Source organism: Microvirga yunnanensis (genome assembly GCF_025460875.1).
In genome coordinates this window covers 42726-60292 of sequence record NZ_JAMXFI010000025.1, presented here as the reverse complement: position 1 = coordinate 60292, position 17567 = coordinate 42726, and the positions used below count along the sequence as shown (strand labels likewise).

The window sequence follows — 17567 nt, the reverse complement described above, 5'->3', positions numbered from 1 at the left end:
GTTACTCCGCCGCCTGCGAGACCGGCTCGGACACCGGCCTCGGCTTCAGCCGCTGCCCGGCCTGGGCATAAAGATCCTTGGCGGCGCCGAGTATGCCGCGGGGCATCAGGAGCGTGACGAAGACGAAGAGGCCGCCGAGCGCGAAGAGCCAGAACTCCGGCAGCACGCCCGTGAACCAGGTCTTGCCGGCATTGACCAGGAGAGCGCCGAGGATCGGGCCGGCGAGGGTGCCGCGGCCGCCCACCGCCACCCAGATGACGACCTCGATCGAATTGGCCGGCGCGAACTCGCTCGGGTTGATGATGCCGACCTGCGGCACATAGAGCGCGCCCGCGACGCCCGCCAGCATGGCCGAAAGGGTGAAGACGGCGAGCTTGTAGTGCTCGACCCGGTAGCCGAGGAAGCGGGTACGGCTCTCCGCGTCGCGAACGGCCACCAGAACCTTGCCGAACTTCGAGTTCACCACCCAGCGGCAGATGAGGTACCCGCCGGCGAGCGCCGCAACCGAGAGCACGAACAGGACGACACGCGTCGAAGCGGCCTGGATAGGGAAGCCGAGAATATCCTTGAAGTCGGTCAGCCCATTGTTGCCGCCGAAGCCCATGTCGTTGCGAAAGAACGCGAGCATCAGGGCGAAGGTCATCGCCTGGGTGATGATGGACAGGTAGACGCCCGTCACCCGCGAGCGGAAGGCGAACCAGCCGAACACGAAGGCGAGGATGCCCGGCACGACGAGCACCATGAGAGCCGCGAAGGGGAACCAATCGAAGCCCTGCCAGAACCACGGCAGCTCCTTCCAGTTCAGGAACACCATGAAATCGGGCAGGACCGGATCTGCATAGACGCCGCGCGGCCCGATCTGGCGCATGAGATACATCCCCATGGCATAGCCGCCGAGGGCGAAGAATGCGCCGTGTCCCAGAGAGAGGATGCCGCAGAAGCCCCAGATCAGATCGACCGAGAGGGCGAGCAGCGCGAAGCACACGTACTTGCCGAGCAGCGGCACGAGGTGATCCGACAGGTGGAACGGGGATCCCGGCGCCACCGCGCCGTTCAGCACCGGCACCAGCACGGCGGCGGCGGCCAGCAGGAGGAGGATGACGATGCTCTGACGATCGAGCACGGATTGCTTTGTCATGCTTCGACCGCCCTGCCTTTCAGCGCGAAGAGCCCGCGGGGACGCCTCTGGATGAACAGAATGATCGCAACGAGCAGCACGATCTTGCCGAGCACCGCGCCCGCATAGGGCTCGAGCAGCTTGTTGGCGATGCCGAGCGTCATGGCGCCGACCAGCGTGCCCCAGAGATTGCCGACGCCGCCGAACACGACCACCATGAAACTGTCGATGATGTAGCCCTGCCCGAGATTGGGGCTCACGTTGTCGATCTGCGAGAGCGCCACGCCGGCGATCCCGGCCACGCCGGATCCGAGGCCGAAGGCGAGCGCGTCGATGCGGTTCGTCCGGATCCCCATGGAGCCCGCCATGCGCCGGTTCTGGGTGACCGCCCGGACATAGAGGCCGAGCGACGTGTAGCGCAGGACGAGCAGCAGGGTGGCGAAGACCGCAAAGGCGAAGATCACGATGGCGACGCGGTTATAGGTGAGGCTCAGGCCCCCGATCTCCAGCGCGCCGCTCATCCAGGCGGGCGTTCCGACCTCCCGGTTGGTGGGGCCGAAGATCGTGCGCACCCCCTGCTGCAGGATGAGCGAGATGCCCCAGGTGGCGAGCAGCGTCTCGAGCGCCCGCCCGTAGAGGAAGCGGATGACCGTGCGCTCGATGAGGATGCCGATCAGACCGGCCACGAGGAACGCGAGCGGCAGCGCGATGAAGAGCGATACGCCGAAGAGGCCGGGCGCGTGGGTGCGGATCGCCTCCTGGACCAGGAAGGTCGTGTAGGCGCCGATCATGACCATCTCGCCATGGGCCATGTTGATGACCCCCATGGTGCCGAAGGTGATGGACAGGCCGATGGCCGCGAGCAGCAGAACGGACCCGAGGGAGATCCCGTACCAGACATTCTGCACGGCGTTCCAGAGCGCCAGCCGCGAGCGGATCCCCTCGGCCGCCTTGATGGCGGCCTCCGACACCCCCGCGGGTGTTCCCTCAGGAAGGGAGGAGAGAAGCGCCAGAGCGTCCTGATCGCCACGGGCGCGGAGGGTTTCCACGGCGGCGAGCTTATCGGACGACGAGGCATCCGGCTTTGCCAGGAGGACGGCCGCGCGGGCGCTCTCGAGAGCTCCCTTCACGGCCGCGTCGCTCTCCTGCCCGATGGCCTTCTCGAGGGTCGGCAGTGCGGCCGCATCGCGCGAGCGGAACACAGCGCGGGCCGCGTCGAGGCGTATTCCGGCATCGGGGCTGAGCAGGGTCATGCTGCCGAGCGCGGCTTCGACGGCGCGGCGGACGCGGTTATTGACGCGCACGGGCTTGGCGCCTGCGGGGGCCTCCATGGATCGCCCGGTCGCCGCCTCCACGAATTGACCTGCCGCATCGCGAATATAGACCTGCCCGGCGCCAACCATCAGCCGCCCGTCGCGCAGGGCTTCGACGAGGTTCAGCGCCTGCGCGTGACCGCTCCCGGCAACGGCGCCGATGGCGGCCTCCGTGTCGGCGTAGCTGTCGGCCGCGAACTTGGGCAACGCGTCTTCATAGGGTCCCGCCACGACGGCGGACACCATTCCGATCAGCAGAACGAAGGCCTGCAGAAGGCGGCGCAAGCTGGTCATGCAATCTTCTTCAAACGGAGGACAAGGCGAGGACGGCCGCAACGGCCGCCCTCGTTTTCGTCAGGCGGTCAGGCGCCGCACTTCTTCGTGACGGTGTTGTAGTTGCCGCACTTCAGGTCCTTCCAGTCGGCAATCAGGTCCTTCGAGCCGTCGAGATACTTGGACCAGGCGTCGCCCGGCACGAGCGCGTCGGTCTGCGACACGGTCTCGAACTGCCCATCCTCCTTGATCTCGCCGATCAGCACCGGCTTGGTGATGTGGTGGTTCGGGAGCATCTTGGACGTGCCGCCCGTGAGGTTCGGGACCTCGACGCCGACGATCGCGTCGATCACCTTGTCAGGATCGGTGCTGCCGGCCTTCTCCACTGCCTTGACCCACATGTTGAAGCCGATCACGTGCGCTTCCATCGGGTCGTTGGTGACGCGCTTGTCGTTCTTGGTGAACGCCTTCCATTTCTCGATGAAGGCCTTGTTCTCCGGCGTATCGACCGACTGGAAGTAGTTCCAGGCCGCCAGGTGGCCGACGAGCGGCTTCGTGTCGATGCCGGCGAGTTCCTCCTCGCCGACCGAGAAGGCCACGACCGGAATGTCGGTCGCCTTCACGCCCTGGTTGGCGAGTTCCTTGTAGAACGGCACGTTGGCATCGCCGTTGATCGTGGAGACCACGGCGGTCTTCTTGCCGGCCGAGCCGAACTTCTTGATGTCCGCCACGATGGTCTGCCAGTCGGAATGGCCGAACGGCGTGTAGTTGATCATGATGTCCTCAGCCTTCACGCCTTTGGACTTCAGATAGGATTCGAGAATCTTGTTGGTCGTGCGTGGATAGACGTAGTCGGTTCCGGCGAGTACCCAGCGCTCGACCTTCTCTTCCTTGGCCAGGTAGTCGACTGCGGGAATCGCCTGCTGGTTCGGCGCAGCACCCGTATAGAACACGTTGCGCTCGCTCTCCTCGCCTTCGTACTGCACCGGGTAGAAGAGGATGCTGTTGAGCTCCTTGAACACCGGCAGCACGGACTTGCGCGACACGGATGTCCAGCATCCGAACACCGCCGAGACCTTGTTCTGGCTGATCAATTCGCGCGCCTTCTCGGCGAAGAGCGGCCAGTTGGAGGCCGGATCGACCACGACGGCCTCGAGCTTCTTGCCGAGCAGACCGCCCTTCTTGTTCTGCTCCTCGATGAGCATCAGCATGACGTCCTTCAGCGTCGTCTCGCTGATCGCCATCGTGCCGGACAGGGAATGCAGGACACCGACCTTGATGGTCTCCTGCGCCTGCGCCGTTCCCATCACGGCGCCGGAAACCAGCGCGGCAGAGGCCAGCGCCATGAGGTGTCTGCGGGTCACATTCAACATCGACATAGGTCCTCTCCCTTGGCTGCCCTGTTTCAGGTGCAGCAGCGGGACCTAACGCAAGAACCATGCCAGCAACGATCTCCTCCGGCGGCGCAGAGTGTCGGAGCCTCCGGACGAAGGACGCGGGAAAACCGCGCATGCTTGCTTTGCCCGAAAAAGCGGCACAGGCTTAAGAATAAGGCTGCAACATCATGACAGGGATGACCGTCGAATGGTCGTGTTGAACGAAAAATGGGCTGAACGCGGGTTCAGCCCATTCTCTCAGCGATCCATGTGCGGCTAGGGTCACGCAAGCGCCGCCTGACGTGCCCGTTCGTAGACCTCCTGATACCGCGATGCGGAGCGGTCCCAACCATGCGGCCGCTTCATGGCAGCGCGGCGCATGGCGGTCAGGCGTGGACGCGAGCGGAACGCCTCGAGCCCGCGCTTGATCGCATCCTTGAAGCGGTTCAGCGACGGCTCGCCGAAGAGGAAACCGTTGACGCCATCCTCGATGGTATCGGCAAGGCCGCCGGTCTTATGAGCGATCGGCAGCGAGCCGAAGCGCTGCGCGTACATCTGGCTGAGACCGCAGGGCTCGAACCGCGACGGCATGAGCAGGAAGTCGCTGCCCGCATACATGCGCCGCGCGTCTCCCTCGTCATAGCCGATCTTGACGCCGACCGAGCCGGGATGGCGGTTTGCGAGCGCCTTAAGCTCGGCCTCGAAGCGCGGCTCGCCCTGACCGATGACGGCGATCTGGCCGCCCTGCGACACGATGGTCTCGGCCGCCGAGATGGCAAGATCAACGCCCTTCTGGTGGACCAGCCGGGAGACGACCGCAAAGAGCGGCCCGCTCGACAGGGCGAGTCCGAAATTCTCGCGCACATTGTTGGCGTTGGCGCGCTTGCCCCGGCAGTTCTCGGCCGAGAACGGGCTGACGAGATAGGGATCCGTGCTCGGATCCCAGCTCGCGTCGATGCCGTTGATGATGCCGTCCAGCCTTCCCTGTTCCGCACAAGTCCGCAGCAGCCCGTCGAGACCGCACCCGAATTCCGGCCGGGTGATCTCGTGGGCATAGGTGGAGCTGACCGTCGTGATGTGGGACGAGTAATAGATGCCCGCCTTCAGGAAGGACAGCTTGCCGTAGAACTCGACGCCGTTGATCTGGAAGGCCGCGTCGGGAATGCCGAGATGAGACAGCCGGTTGCGGTCGAAGATGCCCTGATAGGCCAGGTTGTGAATGGTCAGGATCGTCGGGATGTGCTGCCCGCGCCAGGCGAGATAGGCCGATGCGAGTCCCGACGGCCAGTCATTGAGGTGGAGAAGATCGGCGCGCCACAGATGGTCGCCATTGCCGCAGGCGATATCCGCGGCCGCAAGGCCGAGCCGCGCGAAACGGATGTCGTTGTCGCTCCAGTCCGCACCGAAGCCGTCCACGTAAGGCGAGCCGTCACGATCGTAGAGCTCGGGGCAGAGCAGAACGTAAACGGTCAAGCCGTCCTGCGTCGTGCCGCGCCCCAGGCCGCAGGCGGGAATGCCGTAGGAGGCCGGCAGCCGCGCGATTTCCTCGACATGGCCGATCGCCGCCAGAACCTGACGATAGCCCGGGATCAGGATGCGCACGTCGTAGTGATGACGGAGCGCGCGCGGCAAGGCGGCCGACACTTCACCGAGACCGCCTGCCTTGATGTAATCGGCGATTTCGGATGTCACGAAAAGAATGGACTGACGGCGTTTGACCGAAATCGACGGCTGGACGCCGCCCTGCAATTCGGCATGCGCCACCGTCGGGTAAGCCCCACGGGCTTCCAGTTGAAATGATTCCAGCATGTTCGCTCAGGCGGCGCGATCCCCAGCGACCCCCCGCGCCACAGGCAGTCGCGCTGTCTAACTCTCGCACCTGCGAAATGGTTCCGAAGAAATTTCAAAAAATTTCTGGCTAGCCCGATCGGACGGATTTCCCATTCGCTTACTGCATAGCTTGGGGTGCCTGGATGCGAGCTTGGCCGTTTTTTTGCCGGCCCCTGGAACATTGCCTTATCATGCTCGTTCGCAAGTGCTTTCCTCGATGTTTTCCGGAGATCAGATGCGGCGTGTTCACTCCATGCCCTTCGGGGCTGAGATAACCCCCGATGGCGTTCGCTTTGCCCTGTGGGCGCCAACGGCCGGCGATGTGCGTCTCGTTCTCGACGGGTCCGAATTGCCGCTGAGCGCGGACCGGGACGGCTGGTACCGCGTCATATCGCCGGAGGCTCGCCCGGGGAGCCGCTACGGATACAAGATCGACGGCAAGCTCACCGTTCCTGACCCCGCATCCCGCTTTCAGCCCGACGACGTCCACGGGCTCAGCCTCGTCGTCGACCCGCTATCCTTCGAATGGTCGGATTCCGCGTGGACAGGCCGACCCTGGGAGGAAACCGTCCTCTACGAGGTCCATGTGGGCACCGCCACGCCCGAGGGCACCTATGCGGGCCTGATGGCCAAGCTCGAGGGTCTGCGCGACCTCGGTGTCACGGCGATCGAGCTCATGCCGATCGGCGAGTTCCCCGGCCGGCGCAACTGGGGCTATGACGGGGTCCTGCCCTATGCTCCGGACGCGGCCTATGGCAGCCCTGAGGACCTGAAGCGCCTCGTGGAGCGGGCACATGAGCTCGGCCTGATGGTGTTCCTCGACGTGGTCTACAACCATTTCGGGCCGTCCGGGAACTATCTCCACGCCTATGCGAAGACCTTCTTCACCGAACGGCATCCGACCCCCTGGGGCGCCGGCATCAACGTGGACGGCGAAGGCAGCTCCGTGGTCCGCGACTTCTTCTTCCACAACGCGCTCTACTGGCTCGAGGAATTCCACATCGACGGCCTGCGATTCGATGCGGTCCACGCCATTACCGATGATGGGAATCCGCACTTCATCGAGGAGCTGGCGAACCGCATCCGCCGGGCGGTGCCCGGCCGCCATGTCCATCTCGTGCTCGAGAACGAGGCCAACCAGGCGCGCTGGCTCGGCCGAGACGACGAGCTCAAGCCGAGGCTTCACACGGCGCAGTGGGCGGACGACATCCACAATTCCTGGCATGCCCTCCTGACCGGCGAGAACGAGGGATACTACGAGGATTACGCGAACAGGCCGCTCCAGCATCTCGGCCGTGCGCTGGCGGAAGGCTTCGCCTATCAGGGCGATCCCTCGCCTCACAAGGATGGCGTCGTTCGTGGCGAGAAATCGGGCCATCTGCCGCCGAGCGCCTTCGTGGCGTTCCTGCAGAACCACGACCAGGTCGGCAACCGGGCCTTCGGCGAGCGCCTGTCGCACCTGATCCCGCCGGATCGGCTCGCTCTGGCGCAAGGCATCTTCCTTCTCTCGCCTCAGATTCCGCTGCTCTTCATGGGCGAGGAATGGGGAGCCTCGACGCCGTTCCAGTTCTTCGTCGATTTCGAAAGCGAGCCCGATCTGGCAAAGGCCGTCCGGGACGGGCGGCGGGGCGAGTTCAAGCGCTTCAAGGCCTTCACCGATCCGGAGATGTCTCAGAAAATCCCCGATCCCACGGACCGGAGCACCTTCGAGCAATCCCGGATCGACTGGTCGGAGACGGGCCGGTCACCGCACCGGGAGGTTCTGTCCCAGACCCGTCATCTCCTCGATCTGAGGCGGACGGAGATCGTTCCGCTGCTCAAGAGCGAATATGGCGGCTCGGACTACAAGCTGTCGCCGGACAAGACGCTCGACGTGACCTGGACCTTCGCCGGCGGATCCCTTCGCCTTCTCGCGAATTTCGGCGAAGCGCCCGTGAGCGGGACCTTCGAGAACGGGGCGCGCGTGCTCTGGTCCAGTCCGGGTGTCGACCCGGTCGGCACGAACCTGCGACTTCCCCCCTGGTCCGGCATCATCCTGAAAGGACAATCGGCATGAGCAAGCTGGACGCTCTCGTGGAGCGCATGGCCGCCCTTGTCGGTATCTCGCCCGACTACACCGACGCGTTCGGCCAGAGCGTCGAGACGAGCCCGTCGACCCGGCAGGCGCTCCTCGCCGCGCTGGGCCTCGACGTTTGGTCCGAGGCAGGCGCACAGGAGAGCCTGGCCCGGCTGGAACGTTTGAAGCGCGGGCCGGTCCCGGCCGTGGTCACGGTCGATGCGGACAAGGCCGCGACCCTCGCCTTCCGCGCCGCGCCCGGGCCCCTGTCCTGGATCCTGATCGAGGAGGACGGCGCGGTCCATGAAGGGCGGCTTGCCAGGACTGACGCTGCCGTCGACATTCCCGCCCTGCCGATGGGCTACCATCGCTTCCGGCTGGGCGACAGGGAGACGACGATCATCGCGGCCCCGTCCCGATGCTTCGAGCCCGAGGCCCTTCAAGGAGAAGCCCGGCTCTGGGGCGCGGCCGCCCAGATCTATTCCCTGCGCTCGGAGCGGGATTTCGGAATCGGCGACTATGCCGACGTGGCCCTGTTGTCCGAGACTGTCGGCCGCCTCGGCGGGGCGTTCCTCGGCTTGAGCCCCGTTCACGCGCTCTTCGCCTCGGATCGCTCGAAGATTTCGCCCTATTCCCCATCCTCGCGCCTGTTCCTCGAGTCCCTCTATGTCGACCCGACCGCCGTGGAGGGCTTCGTCGAGAGCGGCGCCCAGGGACTTCTGGAAGCCCCCGACCTTCAGGAGCGGCTTGCCCGGCTCAGGCGCGCTCAGCTGATCGACTATGCCGACGTCTGGGCGGTCAAGCGTCCGCTGCTTGAGGCCCTGTGGGCGCATCATCGGACATCGGGCGACCATCTCGCCTTCGAGGCCTTCCGGCGCGCAGGCGGCGAGGCCCTGGAGGCGCACGCCACCTTCGAGGCGCTGTCGGAACATTTCCGGGATCAGGGGCGGTTCTGGATCGGCGATTGGCCGGAGGAATACCGCTCGGTCCATTCCGTGGCGGTCCGGCGTTTCCGCCTGGACCACCCGGACCGGGTGGCGTTCCATGCCTGGCTGCAATGGGTGGCCGACCTCCAGCTCGCGCAGGCGGCCGAGCGGGCCCATGAAGCGGGCCTGCCCATCGGCCTTTACCGGGATCTCGCCGTGGGCGCCGATGGGGGCGGATCCGAGATCTGGGCCGCGCCGGAGCGCTATGCCCCGAAACTCTCCATCGGAGCGCCGCCGGATCCGCTCGGCCCTCAGGGCCAGGATTGGGGTCTGCCGCCCTTCAACCCGCTGACCCTGGAGGAGCAGGGGCTGGCCGCCTTCCGCGATCTCGTGGCGGCCAACATGCGCCATGCGGGCGCAATCCGGATCGACCACGCGTTTCAGCTTCAGCGGCTGTTTCTCATCCCTTCGGGAGCTTCCGCGTCTCAGGGCGCCTATGTGGATTACCCGTTCGAGGCGATGCTCGCGGTCCTGCGCGTGGAGAGCCACCGCGCCCAGTGCCTGGTGATCGCCGAGGATCTCGGCACGGCTCCGGAAGGCTTCTCCGACGCCATCATGGAATCGGGCGTCCTGAGCTACCGGGTGCTGCCCTTCGAACGGGAGGGAGCGGCCTTCAAGGGGCCGGGCGATTATCCCCGCTCGGCGCTCGCCGTCCTCACCACCCACGACCTGCCGACCTTTGCCGGCTGGTGGCGTGGCCTCGACATCGACCTGCGCCAGACGCTGGGCATCTTCGAGCCGGCGCAGGCGGCCGACGAGCGCCTCGCGCGGGCAGCCGACAAGCGGCACCTCGCCGAGGCCCTCGCCCAGGAGGGTCTCCTTGCGTCTGCGCAGGTTCCGGAGACGCCGCCCCTCGAAGAAACAATCCGTTATCTCGGCCGCACGTCGTCGGTATTGACGGGTCTGCAGATCGAAGACGCTTCGGGCGAGCTGAACCAGCCCAACATGCCGGGCATGGATGTGGGCCACCCCAACTGGCGCCGGCGCCTGTCGAACACGATCGAGTCCATCGGCGCGCCCGGCGGCCTGATGCCCCGGCTCGCCGTCGCCCTGTGCGAGGAAGGGCGGGACGTCCGTTCCCGTCGAAACGCCCTCGCCTCGCCGCCGCCGCGGGCAACCTACCGCCTGCAGTTCCACAAGGACTTCACCTTCGACGACGCGGTGAAGATCGTGCCCTATCTGGCCGATCTCGGCATCAGCCACGTCTATTCCTCGCCGATCCAGACCGCAGCCCCGGGATCCACCCACGGATATGACATCGTCGACCATTCGACGATCAACCCGGAACTCGGCGGCGAGGCCGGGTTCCGCCGCCTCTCCGATGCTCTCAAGAAGCACGGCCTCAAGCTCGTCCTCGACATCGTGCCCAACCACATGGGCGTCGGCGGGAAGGACAACGGCTGGTGGCTCTCGGTGCTGGAATGGGGCCGGCTCTCGCCCGTGGCCCGGGCCTTCGACATCGACTGGGAGCGGCCAGGCGCCGACGGCAAGCTCATCGTTCCGTCCCTGGGCGGGCTCTACGGCGAGGTTCTGGAGAAGGGCGAACTGGAGCTGAAGTTCGATGCGGCGCAAGGCTCCTTCAGCGTCTGGCACTGGGAGCACCGCTTTCCGATCTGCCCGACGACCTATCCGGCGATTCTCGACCGCACGCTGGCCATCCTGGACGATCCGGCGAAGGCGGGAGAGTTGCGTCGCATCACGGAGCGCCTGCGGGCGCTGGAGGACGGCGCATCACGCGGTGGCCAAGCCGACCTGCCGGATCAAGGAGAACGGCTGAAGCGCGACCTCGCGCAAGCAGTCGGCACCTCCCCCGGACTGAAGAAGGCCATCGAGAGCGCCGTTGCAGCCCTCAACGGCGTTTCCGGGCACCCTGAGAGTTTCAACGCCCTGCATCGCCTCCTCGAAGCACAGGCCTACCGCCTCTCCTACTGGCGGGTGGCATCGAGCGACATCAACTACCGCCGCTTCTTCGACATCAACACCCTGGCCGGCATCCGGGTCGAGATCCCGGAAATCTTCGAGAAGACGCATGAGCTCATCGTCCGTCTCGTCAACGAGGGTCTCGTCCACGGTCTGCGGATCGACCATATCGACGGCCTCGCCGATCCGGAGGGCTATGCCTGCGCGCTCCAGCGGAAGGTGGGACCTGGCTTCTACGTGGCGGTCGAGAAGATCCTGGAGCCCGGCGAGGAGCTCCGCCCCTGGCCGGTGGCCGGAACGTCGGGTTACGACGTGCTCAACGTGATCGACGGCGTGCTGGTGAATGCGCGGGCGGGTGACTGGTTCGAGCGCCTCTATCGGCGAGCCTCGGGACTTCAGGGCTCCTATGACGACCTGCTGAAACTCGCCAAGGTCGAGATCACCGAGAAGAACTTCGCCAGCGAGCTGGAGGTTCTCGTCTCCGACATCAAGGCGATTGCGGACGCCGACCGGCGCACGCGGGACTATACGGCCTTCTCCCTCCGCCGGGCCCTGATCGAGATCATCGCGGCCTTCCCGGTCTACCGCAGCTATCTCCGCGACGGGGACCCGGCAGCCGCAGACATCGCATTGATCGGCGAGACCATCCGGGCGGCCCAGGAGGCCAGCACCCTGGCGGATCGCAGCGTCCACGCCTTCATCGCCTCCGCCCTCCTCGGCAAGGCGGTGGCGGATCCGGCCGATATCCGGCGATTCCGGCGGCGGTTCCAGCAGCTGACCGGTCCCGTCATGGCCAAGAGCCTGGAAGACACTTTGTTCTACCGCTATGGCCGCCTGATCGCCCTCAATGAAGTCGGCGGCGACCCGGGTCATTTCGGCCTCTCTCCCGACGCCTTCCACCGGGCGAATGCGGACCGCGCCCGCGACTGGCCCCACGCCATGATCGCCACCGCGACCCATGACACGAAGCGCGGCGAGGATGCGCGGGCGCGTCTTCTCGCCCTGTCCGAGATGCCCGAGGAATGGGAGCGGGCTCTCGATCTCTGGCGCGAGGCTGCTGCCCCTCACCTGTCGCAGACGGATGGAGCGACCGCGCCCGACGCGAACGACCAGGTGATCCTGCTCCAGGCCCTGCTCGGCGCATGGCCCCTGGAGCTTCTTGAGAAGCCCGACAGCGAGCCGCTTGCGGCGTTTCGGGAACGTATGGAGGAATACCTCACCAAAGCTCTTCGGGAGGCCAAGCGGCATACGAGCTGGGTGGCTCCGAACGACGCGTATGAAGGGGCGGCCCGCAGGCTCCTCCATGCCGCGCTCGATCCCGCCGCACCCATCCTCGATCGCCTGCGGCCTTTGGGCCGGCGCCTCGCCCTTCTCGGCATGCTGAACGGTCTGTCGCGGACCATCCTGAAGATGACGCTGCCGGGCGTACCCGACATCTATCAGGGGACCGAGTTCTGGGATTTCTCGCTCGTGGATCCGGACAACCGCCGCCCGGTGGACTACGAATCCCGCAGGGCGGCGCTCGCCGCGAACGAGCCCTTGTCCACGCTTCTGAAAACCTGGCCGGACGGGCGGATCAAGCAGCATGTCCTGATGAGGCTGCTTCACGATCGTGCCCAATCTCCCACACTCTACGCCGAGGGCGGCTACCAGCCCCTGTCGACCGAGGGCGAGCAGGACTCTCGCCTCATCGCGTTCGTCAGACAGCAGGGCGAGGCGGCCCTGGTGGTCGTCGTGCCCCGCCTCTGGAGCGAGGTGTTGCGCACGGAAAGCCCGGTCGTCGATCCATCCGTCTGGGGCAACGCGGCAATTTCTCTGCCTCACGGACGGTGGCGCAACATTCTCACAGGAGACGATAGTCTTATCGACGGCGATCGGCATCAGATTGCGTCGCTCATGTCCTCCGTTCCCTTCCTCGTCCTGAAGCGTGAGTGAGGCGGGCGCGGCGCATTAACAAAGATAGCCGCAACCTCGGCGAGAGGACCCCGATGGTTCTGGTCCAAGCCTTGGCGTGCTCCATAATGAGATCTCTCAGCGGATTGCCATGGGACGAGGCCGCTCGTCGGCGGCCACGGGACAGCATATGAAGGGGAACAGCCGAATGGATCAGCACCGCCGTGGATCGCAGAGCGCGCCGACGCGCCCGGCCGAGCCGCCATCGGTTGCGGAGATCGTCAATTCGGGCGATCCTTTCTCGGTTCTCGGCCCACACGAGATTTCTCCGGGCCGGTGGGAAATCCGAGCCATCGTGCCGGATGTCGAGGCCGTGTCGGTTGTGGGCCAGGACGGACAGACCGTTCTCGGCACCATGGAGCGGATGCCGCCGGACGGTCTCCTCGTCGCGTCCTTCAGCGCCTCCGAACGGCCCGACTATCGGCTGCGGATCGAGAAGCAGGGCAACACCGAGATCCGGCACGATCCCTACAGTTTCGGCACCTTCCTGTCGCATGACGACCTCATGGACGTCGGCAATCCGGCGAGCGATGCCGTCTACACGAAACTGGGCGCGCATTTTCTCGATCTCGGCGGCATCCAGGGCTTCCTCTTCACCGTCTGGGCCCCCAACGCCCGCCGGGTCAGCGTCGTGGGCGATTTCAATGCATGGGATGGGCGCTGCCATCCCATGCGCCGCCGCCATGAGGGCGGAATCTGGGAATTGTTCATTCCGGACGTACGACCGGATCAGCGCTACAAGTTCGAGATCATCGGCCTGCACGGCAACCTTCTCGCGCTCAAGGCCGACCCCATCGCGTTTGCCGCGGAGCATCCGCCCGCCACGGCATCCATTCTCAGACACGCACCGACCTTCGACTGGCAGGACGCCGCATGGATGACCGCGCGGTCCGCGCAGAACCACCGCAAGGCCGCGATGTCGATCTACGAGTGTCATCTCGGCTCCTGGGCCCGCGTTCCTGAGGAAGGCAATCGCTATCTCACCTATCGCGAATTGGCCGTGCGGCTCATCCCCTACGTGAAAAATCTCGGTTTCACGCATATCGAGCTTCTGCCGATCACCGAGTATCCCTTCGACGGCTCATGGGGCTACCAGACCATTTCGCTTTACGCGCCCACGAGCCGCTTCGGCACGCCGGAGGACTTTGCAGCGTTCGTGGAGGCGGCGCACGCAGCCGGGATCGGCGTCATTCTCGATTGGGTTCCGGCGCATTTCCCGAACGATCCGCATGGATTGTCCTATTTCGACGGAACACATCTCTACGAACATGCCGACCCCCGGCTGGGATTTCACCAGGACTGGGGCACCTACATCTACAATTTCGAACGCCGGGAGGTGATGAGCTTCCTCGTGGCGAACGCCCGCTTCTGGCTGGAGCGCTACCATCTCGACGGGTTGCGGGTCGACGCGGTCGCGTCGATGCTCTATCTCGACTATTCGCGCAAGCCCGGCGAGTGGATCCCGAACCGCTACGGCGGCAACGAGAATCTCGGCGCCATCGACTTCATCCGCAAGATGAACGAGGTGGCCTACGCCACCTCGCCGGGCGCGATCACCATAGCGGAGGAATCCACCGCCTGGCCGGGCGTTTCACAGCCGACCTACACGGGAGGCCTCGGCTTCGGATTCAAATGGAACATGGGCTGGATGCACGACACCCTTCGCTACATCAGCAAGGACCCCGTCTTCCGCCAATACCACCATCACGACCTCACCTTCGGCCTGCTCTACGCCTTCTCGGAGAACTTCATCCTGCCGCTGAGTCACGATGAAGTCGTCCATGGCAAGGGGTCGCTCATCAGCAAGATGCCGGGCGACCGCTGGCAGAAATTCGCCAATCTGCGCGCCTATTTCGGCTTCATGTGGGGGCACCCCGGCAAGAAGCTCCTGTTCATGGGAGGCGAGTTCGCCCAGGAGCGGGAGTGGAACCACGACGAGAGCCTCGACTGGCATCTCCTTGGTGACTCCTCCCACAAAGGCATGCAGACGCTCATCGGAGATCTGAACGGCGCCTACCGGGCCATTCCCGCCTTGCACGAGCGCGATTGCGAGGCGAAGGGATTCGAGTGGCTCGTGGCGGATGACCGCGACAACAGCGTCATCGCCTGGGCGCGGCGCGGGGACGACGAGAACTCGCTTGCCGTCGTGGTGTCGAACTTCACGCCCGTTCCTCGCGAAGCCTATCGCATCGGCGTCCCTCTGCCGGGCTTCTATCGCGAGGCGGTCAACACGGATGCTGCCCAGTACGGCGGCGCCAATGTGGGCAATCTCGGCGGGGTGGTGGCCGGCGACACGCCGAGCCACGGCCAGCCCTGCTCCCTGACCCTCACGATTCCACCCCTGGCGACGCTCATTCTCGTCCTCGACCAGGATGGATCGGGTGCGAACATATAGTTCCGCTTGCGTGGGACTTAACTCAAGCCTCGCGCGTTGATGAAATGAACGTTTTGCTCCGCTTGGTTTCCGAGATTCCAGATGAACGACAAAGTCGATACCCGTGAGTTCCCGGCCGCTCAGATCGTCGCTCCGAACGTGAGACGCACGTCCCGCGTGCGGGAGGGATTGCCCTACCCGCTCGGAGCCACCTGGGACGGACTGGGCGTCAACTTCGCCATCTTCTCTGCCAATGCCACGAAGGTTGAACTCTGCCTGTTCGATCTGGAAGGCCGCAACGAGTTGGAGCGCATCGAGCTGCCGGAATACACGGACGAGGTCTGGCATGGGTACCTGCCGGATGCGCGGCCGGGAACCACGTATGGCTACCGCGTCTACGGCCCCTACGACCCGAAGGAGGGCCACCGCTTCAACCCGAACAAGCTCCTGCTCGACCCTTATGCCCGGCAGCTCGTCGGCGATCTGGTCTGGAACCCGGCCCTGTTCGGCTACACGATCGGCTCTCCGGATGCGGATCTGTCGTTCGACAAGCGGGACAGCGCGCGCTTCATGCCGAAATGCCGGGTCGTTGAATCGGCCTTCACCTGGGGACGCATGCGCCGGCCCCAGACTCCGTGGGAGCGCACGATCATCTACGAGACCCATCTGCGCGGCTTCACCATGCAGCACCCGGCCGTACCCCGGGAGCTGCGCGGCACCTTCTCGGGCCTCATGCAGCACGAGGTGATCGAGTACATCAGGAGCCTCGGGGTCACAGCCGTCGAGCTGCTCCCCATCCACGCCTTCGTCGACGACAGCTATCTCATCGAGAAGGGATTACGGAATTACTGGGGCTATAATTCCATCGGCTTCTTCGCCCCGCAGCCGCGCTACCTCGCAACGCCTTTCGTGAACGAAGTGAAGGAGATGGTGAGCCATCTCCACGACGCCGGAATCGAGGTGATCCTGGATGTGGTCTACAACCACACGGCTGAAGGAAACGAGCTGGGGCCGACCCTGTCCTTCAAGGGGATCGACAACGCTTCCTATTACCGACTGGCTCCGGACAAGCGCTATTACATCAACGACACCGGCACGGGAAATACGGTCAATCTCAGCCATTCCCGCGTGCTCCAGATGGTGACGGACAGCCTTCGCTACTGGGCCCAGGAGGTGCAGATCGATGGCTTCCGCTTCGATCTTGCGACCATTCTCGGCCGCGAGCCGCACGGCTTCGACGAAGACGGGCGTTTCCTCGATGCATGCCGCCAGGATCCGGCGCTCAGCCAGGTCAAACTGATCGCGGAGCCCTGGGATTGCGGACCGGGCGGCTATCAGGTCGGCCGCTTCTCGCCCGGATGGGCTGAATGGAACGATCGCTACCGCGACACGGTGCGGGCCTATTGGAAGGGCGAGGAAGGCAAGCTGCCGGAACTGGCCTCCCGCCTCACCGCGTCGGCCGACATCTTCAACAAGCGCGGGCGCCGGCCCTGGGCCTCCGTCAACTTCATCACCGCCCATGACGGCTTCACGCTGAACGATCTCGTCTCCTACAACGACAAGCACAACGAAGCGAACGGCGAGGACAACAAGGACGGCCACGATCACAATCTGTCGTTCAACTACGGCGCGGAGGGTCCGACGGACGACCCGACGATCCGCACGCTCCGACTGCGCCAGATGCGCAACATGCTTGCCACCCTGCTCTTCTCGCAGGGCACGCCCATGCTGCTCGCTGGCGACGAGTTTGCCCGCACCCAGCAGGGCAACAACAACGCTTATGCCCAAGACAACGAGATCTCCTGGATCGACTGGGAGGGCATCGACGAAGACGGCATCGAGCTTCTCGAGTTCACCCGCAAGCTCATCCGGCTCCGCCAGGATCTGCCGATCCTGCGCAGGGGACGGTTCCTGTCGGGCGTCTACAACGAGGAGCTCGACGTCAAGGACGTGACATGGCTCACACCTGCCGGGGACGAGATGACCCCTGAGCACTGGCAGGATCCGAATGCCCGCTGCATCAGCATCCTGCTCGACGGCCGCGCCCAGCCGACCGGCATCCGCCGGCGCGGCACGGACGTGACCCTGCTGCTGATCCTCAACGCGCACCATGACGTCGTGAAGTGCACCCTGCCCGAGGTGGTCGGCGGGGAAGCCTGGATGTGCCACATCGACACCAACCAGCCCGACCTGGAGGTTCCGACCGAGTTCAGATTCGGGAAGGAATACACCGTCACCGCTCGTTCCCTGCTGCTCTTCCAGCTCAAGCCGGAAAGGCAGCGCAGGGCGGAGAAGAAGAAGACCACCTGAACGAGCATCGGTGGCTTGACCAGGATGGGCAGCGCTGTCCATGGTATGCGGCTCGCTTG

At 65.1% G+C, this 17567-nt stretch carries 8 protein-coding genes; 4 read left to right on the top strand and 4 right to left on the bottom strand.

From position 1 onward, the window contains the following. Nucleotide 1: 1 nt before the first annotated feature. The 4 genes from urtC to glgA form a co-directional block, all read right to left on the bottom strand. A complete protein-coding gene (gene urtC, locus NF876_RS14665) occupies nucleotides 2–1138 on the bottom strand; it encodes an urea ABC transporter permease subunit UrtC (RefSeq protein WP_262269528.1) in 1137 nt (378 codons plus the stop codon). After that, complete coding sequence (urtB, locus tag NF876_RS14660; protein WP_373696666.1) at nucleotides 1135–2724, bottom strand: urea ABC transporter permease subunit UrtB; 1590 nt, start codon at nucleotides 2722–2724, stop codon at nucleotides 1135–1137. Before urtB ends, urtC begins: the two co-directional genes overlap by 4 nt. 68 nt (nucleotides 2725–2792) lie before the next feature. Beyond that, nucleotides 2793–4049 (bottom strand): urea ABC transporter substrate-binding protein, encoded by a 1257-nt coding sequence (urtA, locus tag NF876_RS14655; protein WP_262269552.1) that lies wholly within the window; start codon nucleotides 4047–4049, stop codon nucleotides 2793–2795. A gap of 312 nt (nucleotides 4050–4361) precedes the next feature. Continuing rightward, nucleotides 4362–5888, bottom strand: coding sequence for a glycogen synthase GlgA (glgA, locus tag NF876_RS14650; protein ID WP_262269527.1), 1527 nt, complete (start codon nucleotides 5886–5888; stop codon nucleotides 4362–4364). 256 nt (nucleotides 5889–6144) lie between these two features. On the opposite strand from glgA, the gene treZ reads away from it, so the two are divergent. From treZ to glgX, 4 genes are all read left to right on the top strand, one after another. Continuing rightward, nucleotides 6145–7965, top strand: a complete 1821-nt coding sequence (gene treZ, locus NF876_RS14645) for a malto-oligosyltrehalose trehalohydrolase (protein ID WP_262269526.1) — start codon at nucleotides 6145–6147, stop codon at nucleotides 7963–7965. Further along, nucleotides 7962–12806: a malto-oligosyltrehalose synthase gene (locus tag NF876_RS14640; RefSeq protein WP_262269525.1), complete on the top strand. Its 4845-nt coding sequence runs from the start codon at nucleotides 7962–7964 to the stop codon at nucleotides 12804–12806. Before treZ ends, NF876_RS14640 begins: the two co-directional genes overlap by 4 nt. A 166-nt stretch (nucleotides 12807–12972) precedes the next feature. After that, on the top strand, nucleotides 12973–15219 hold the full coding sequence (gene glgB, locus NF876_RS14635; RefSeq protein ID WP_262269524.1) for a 1,4-alpha-glucan branching protein GlgB: 2247 nt from the start codon (nucleotides 12973–12975) through the stop codon (nucleotides 15217–15219). Between the two features lie 81 nt (nucleotides 15220–15300). After that, entirely contained in the window at nucleotides 15301–17508 is a 2208-nt protein-coding gene (gene glgX / locus NF876_RS14630) for a glycogen debranching protein GlgX (RefSeq protein ID WP_262269523.1), read from the top strand. The last annotated feature ends 59 nt before the right edge of the window (nucleotides 17509–17567 follow it).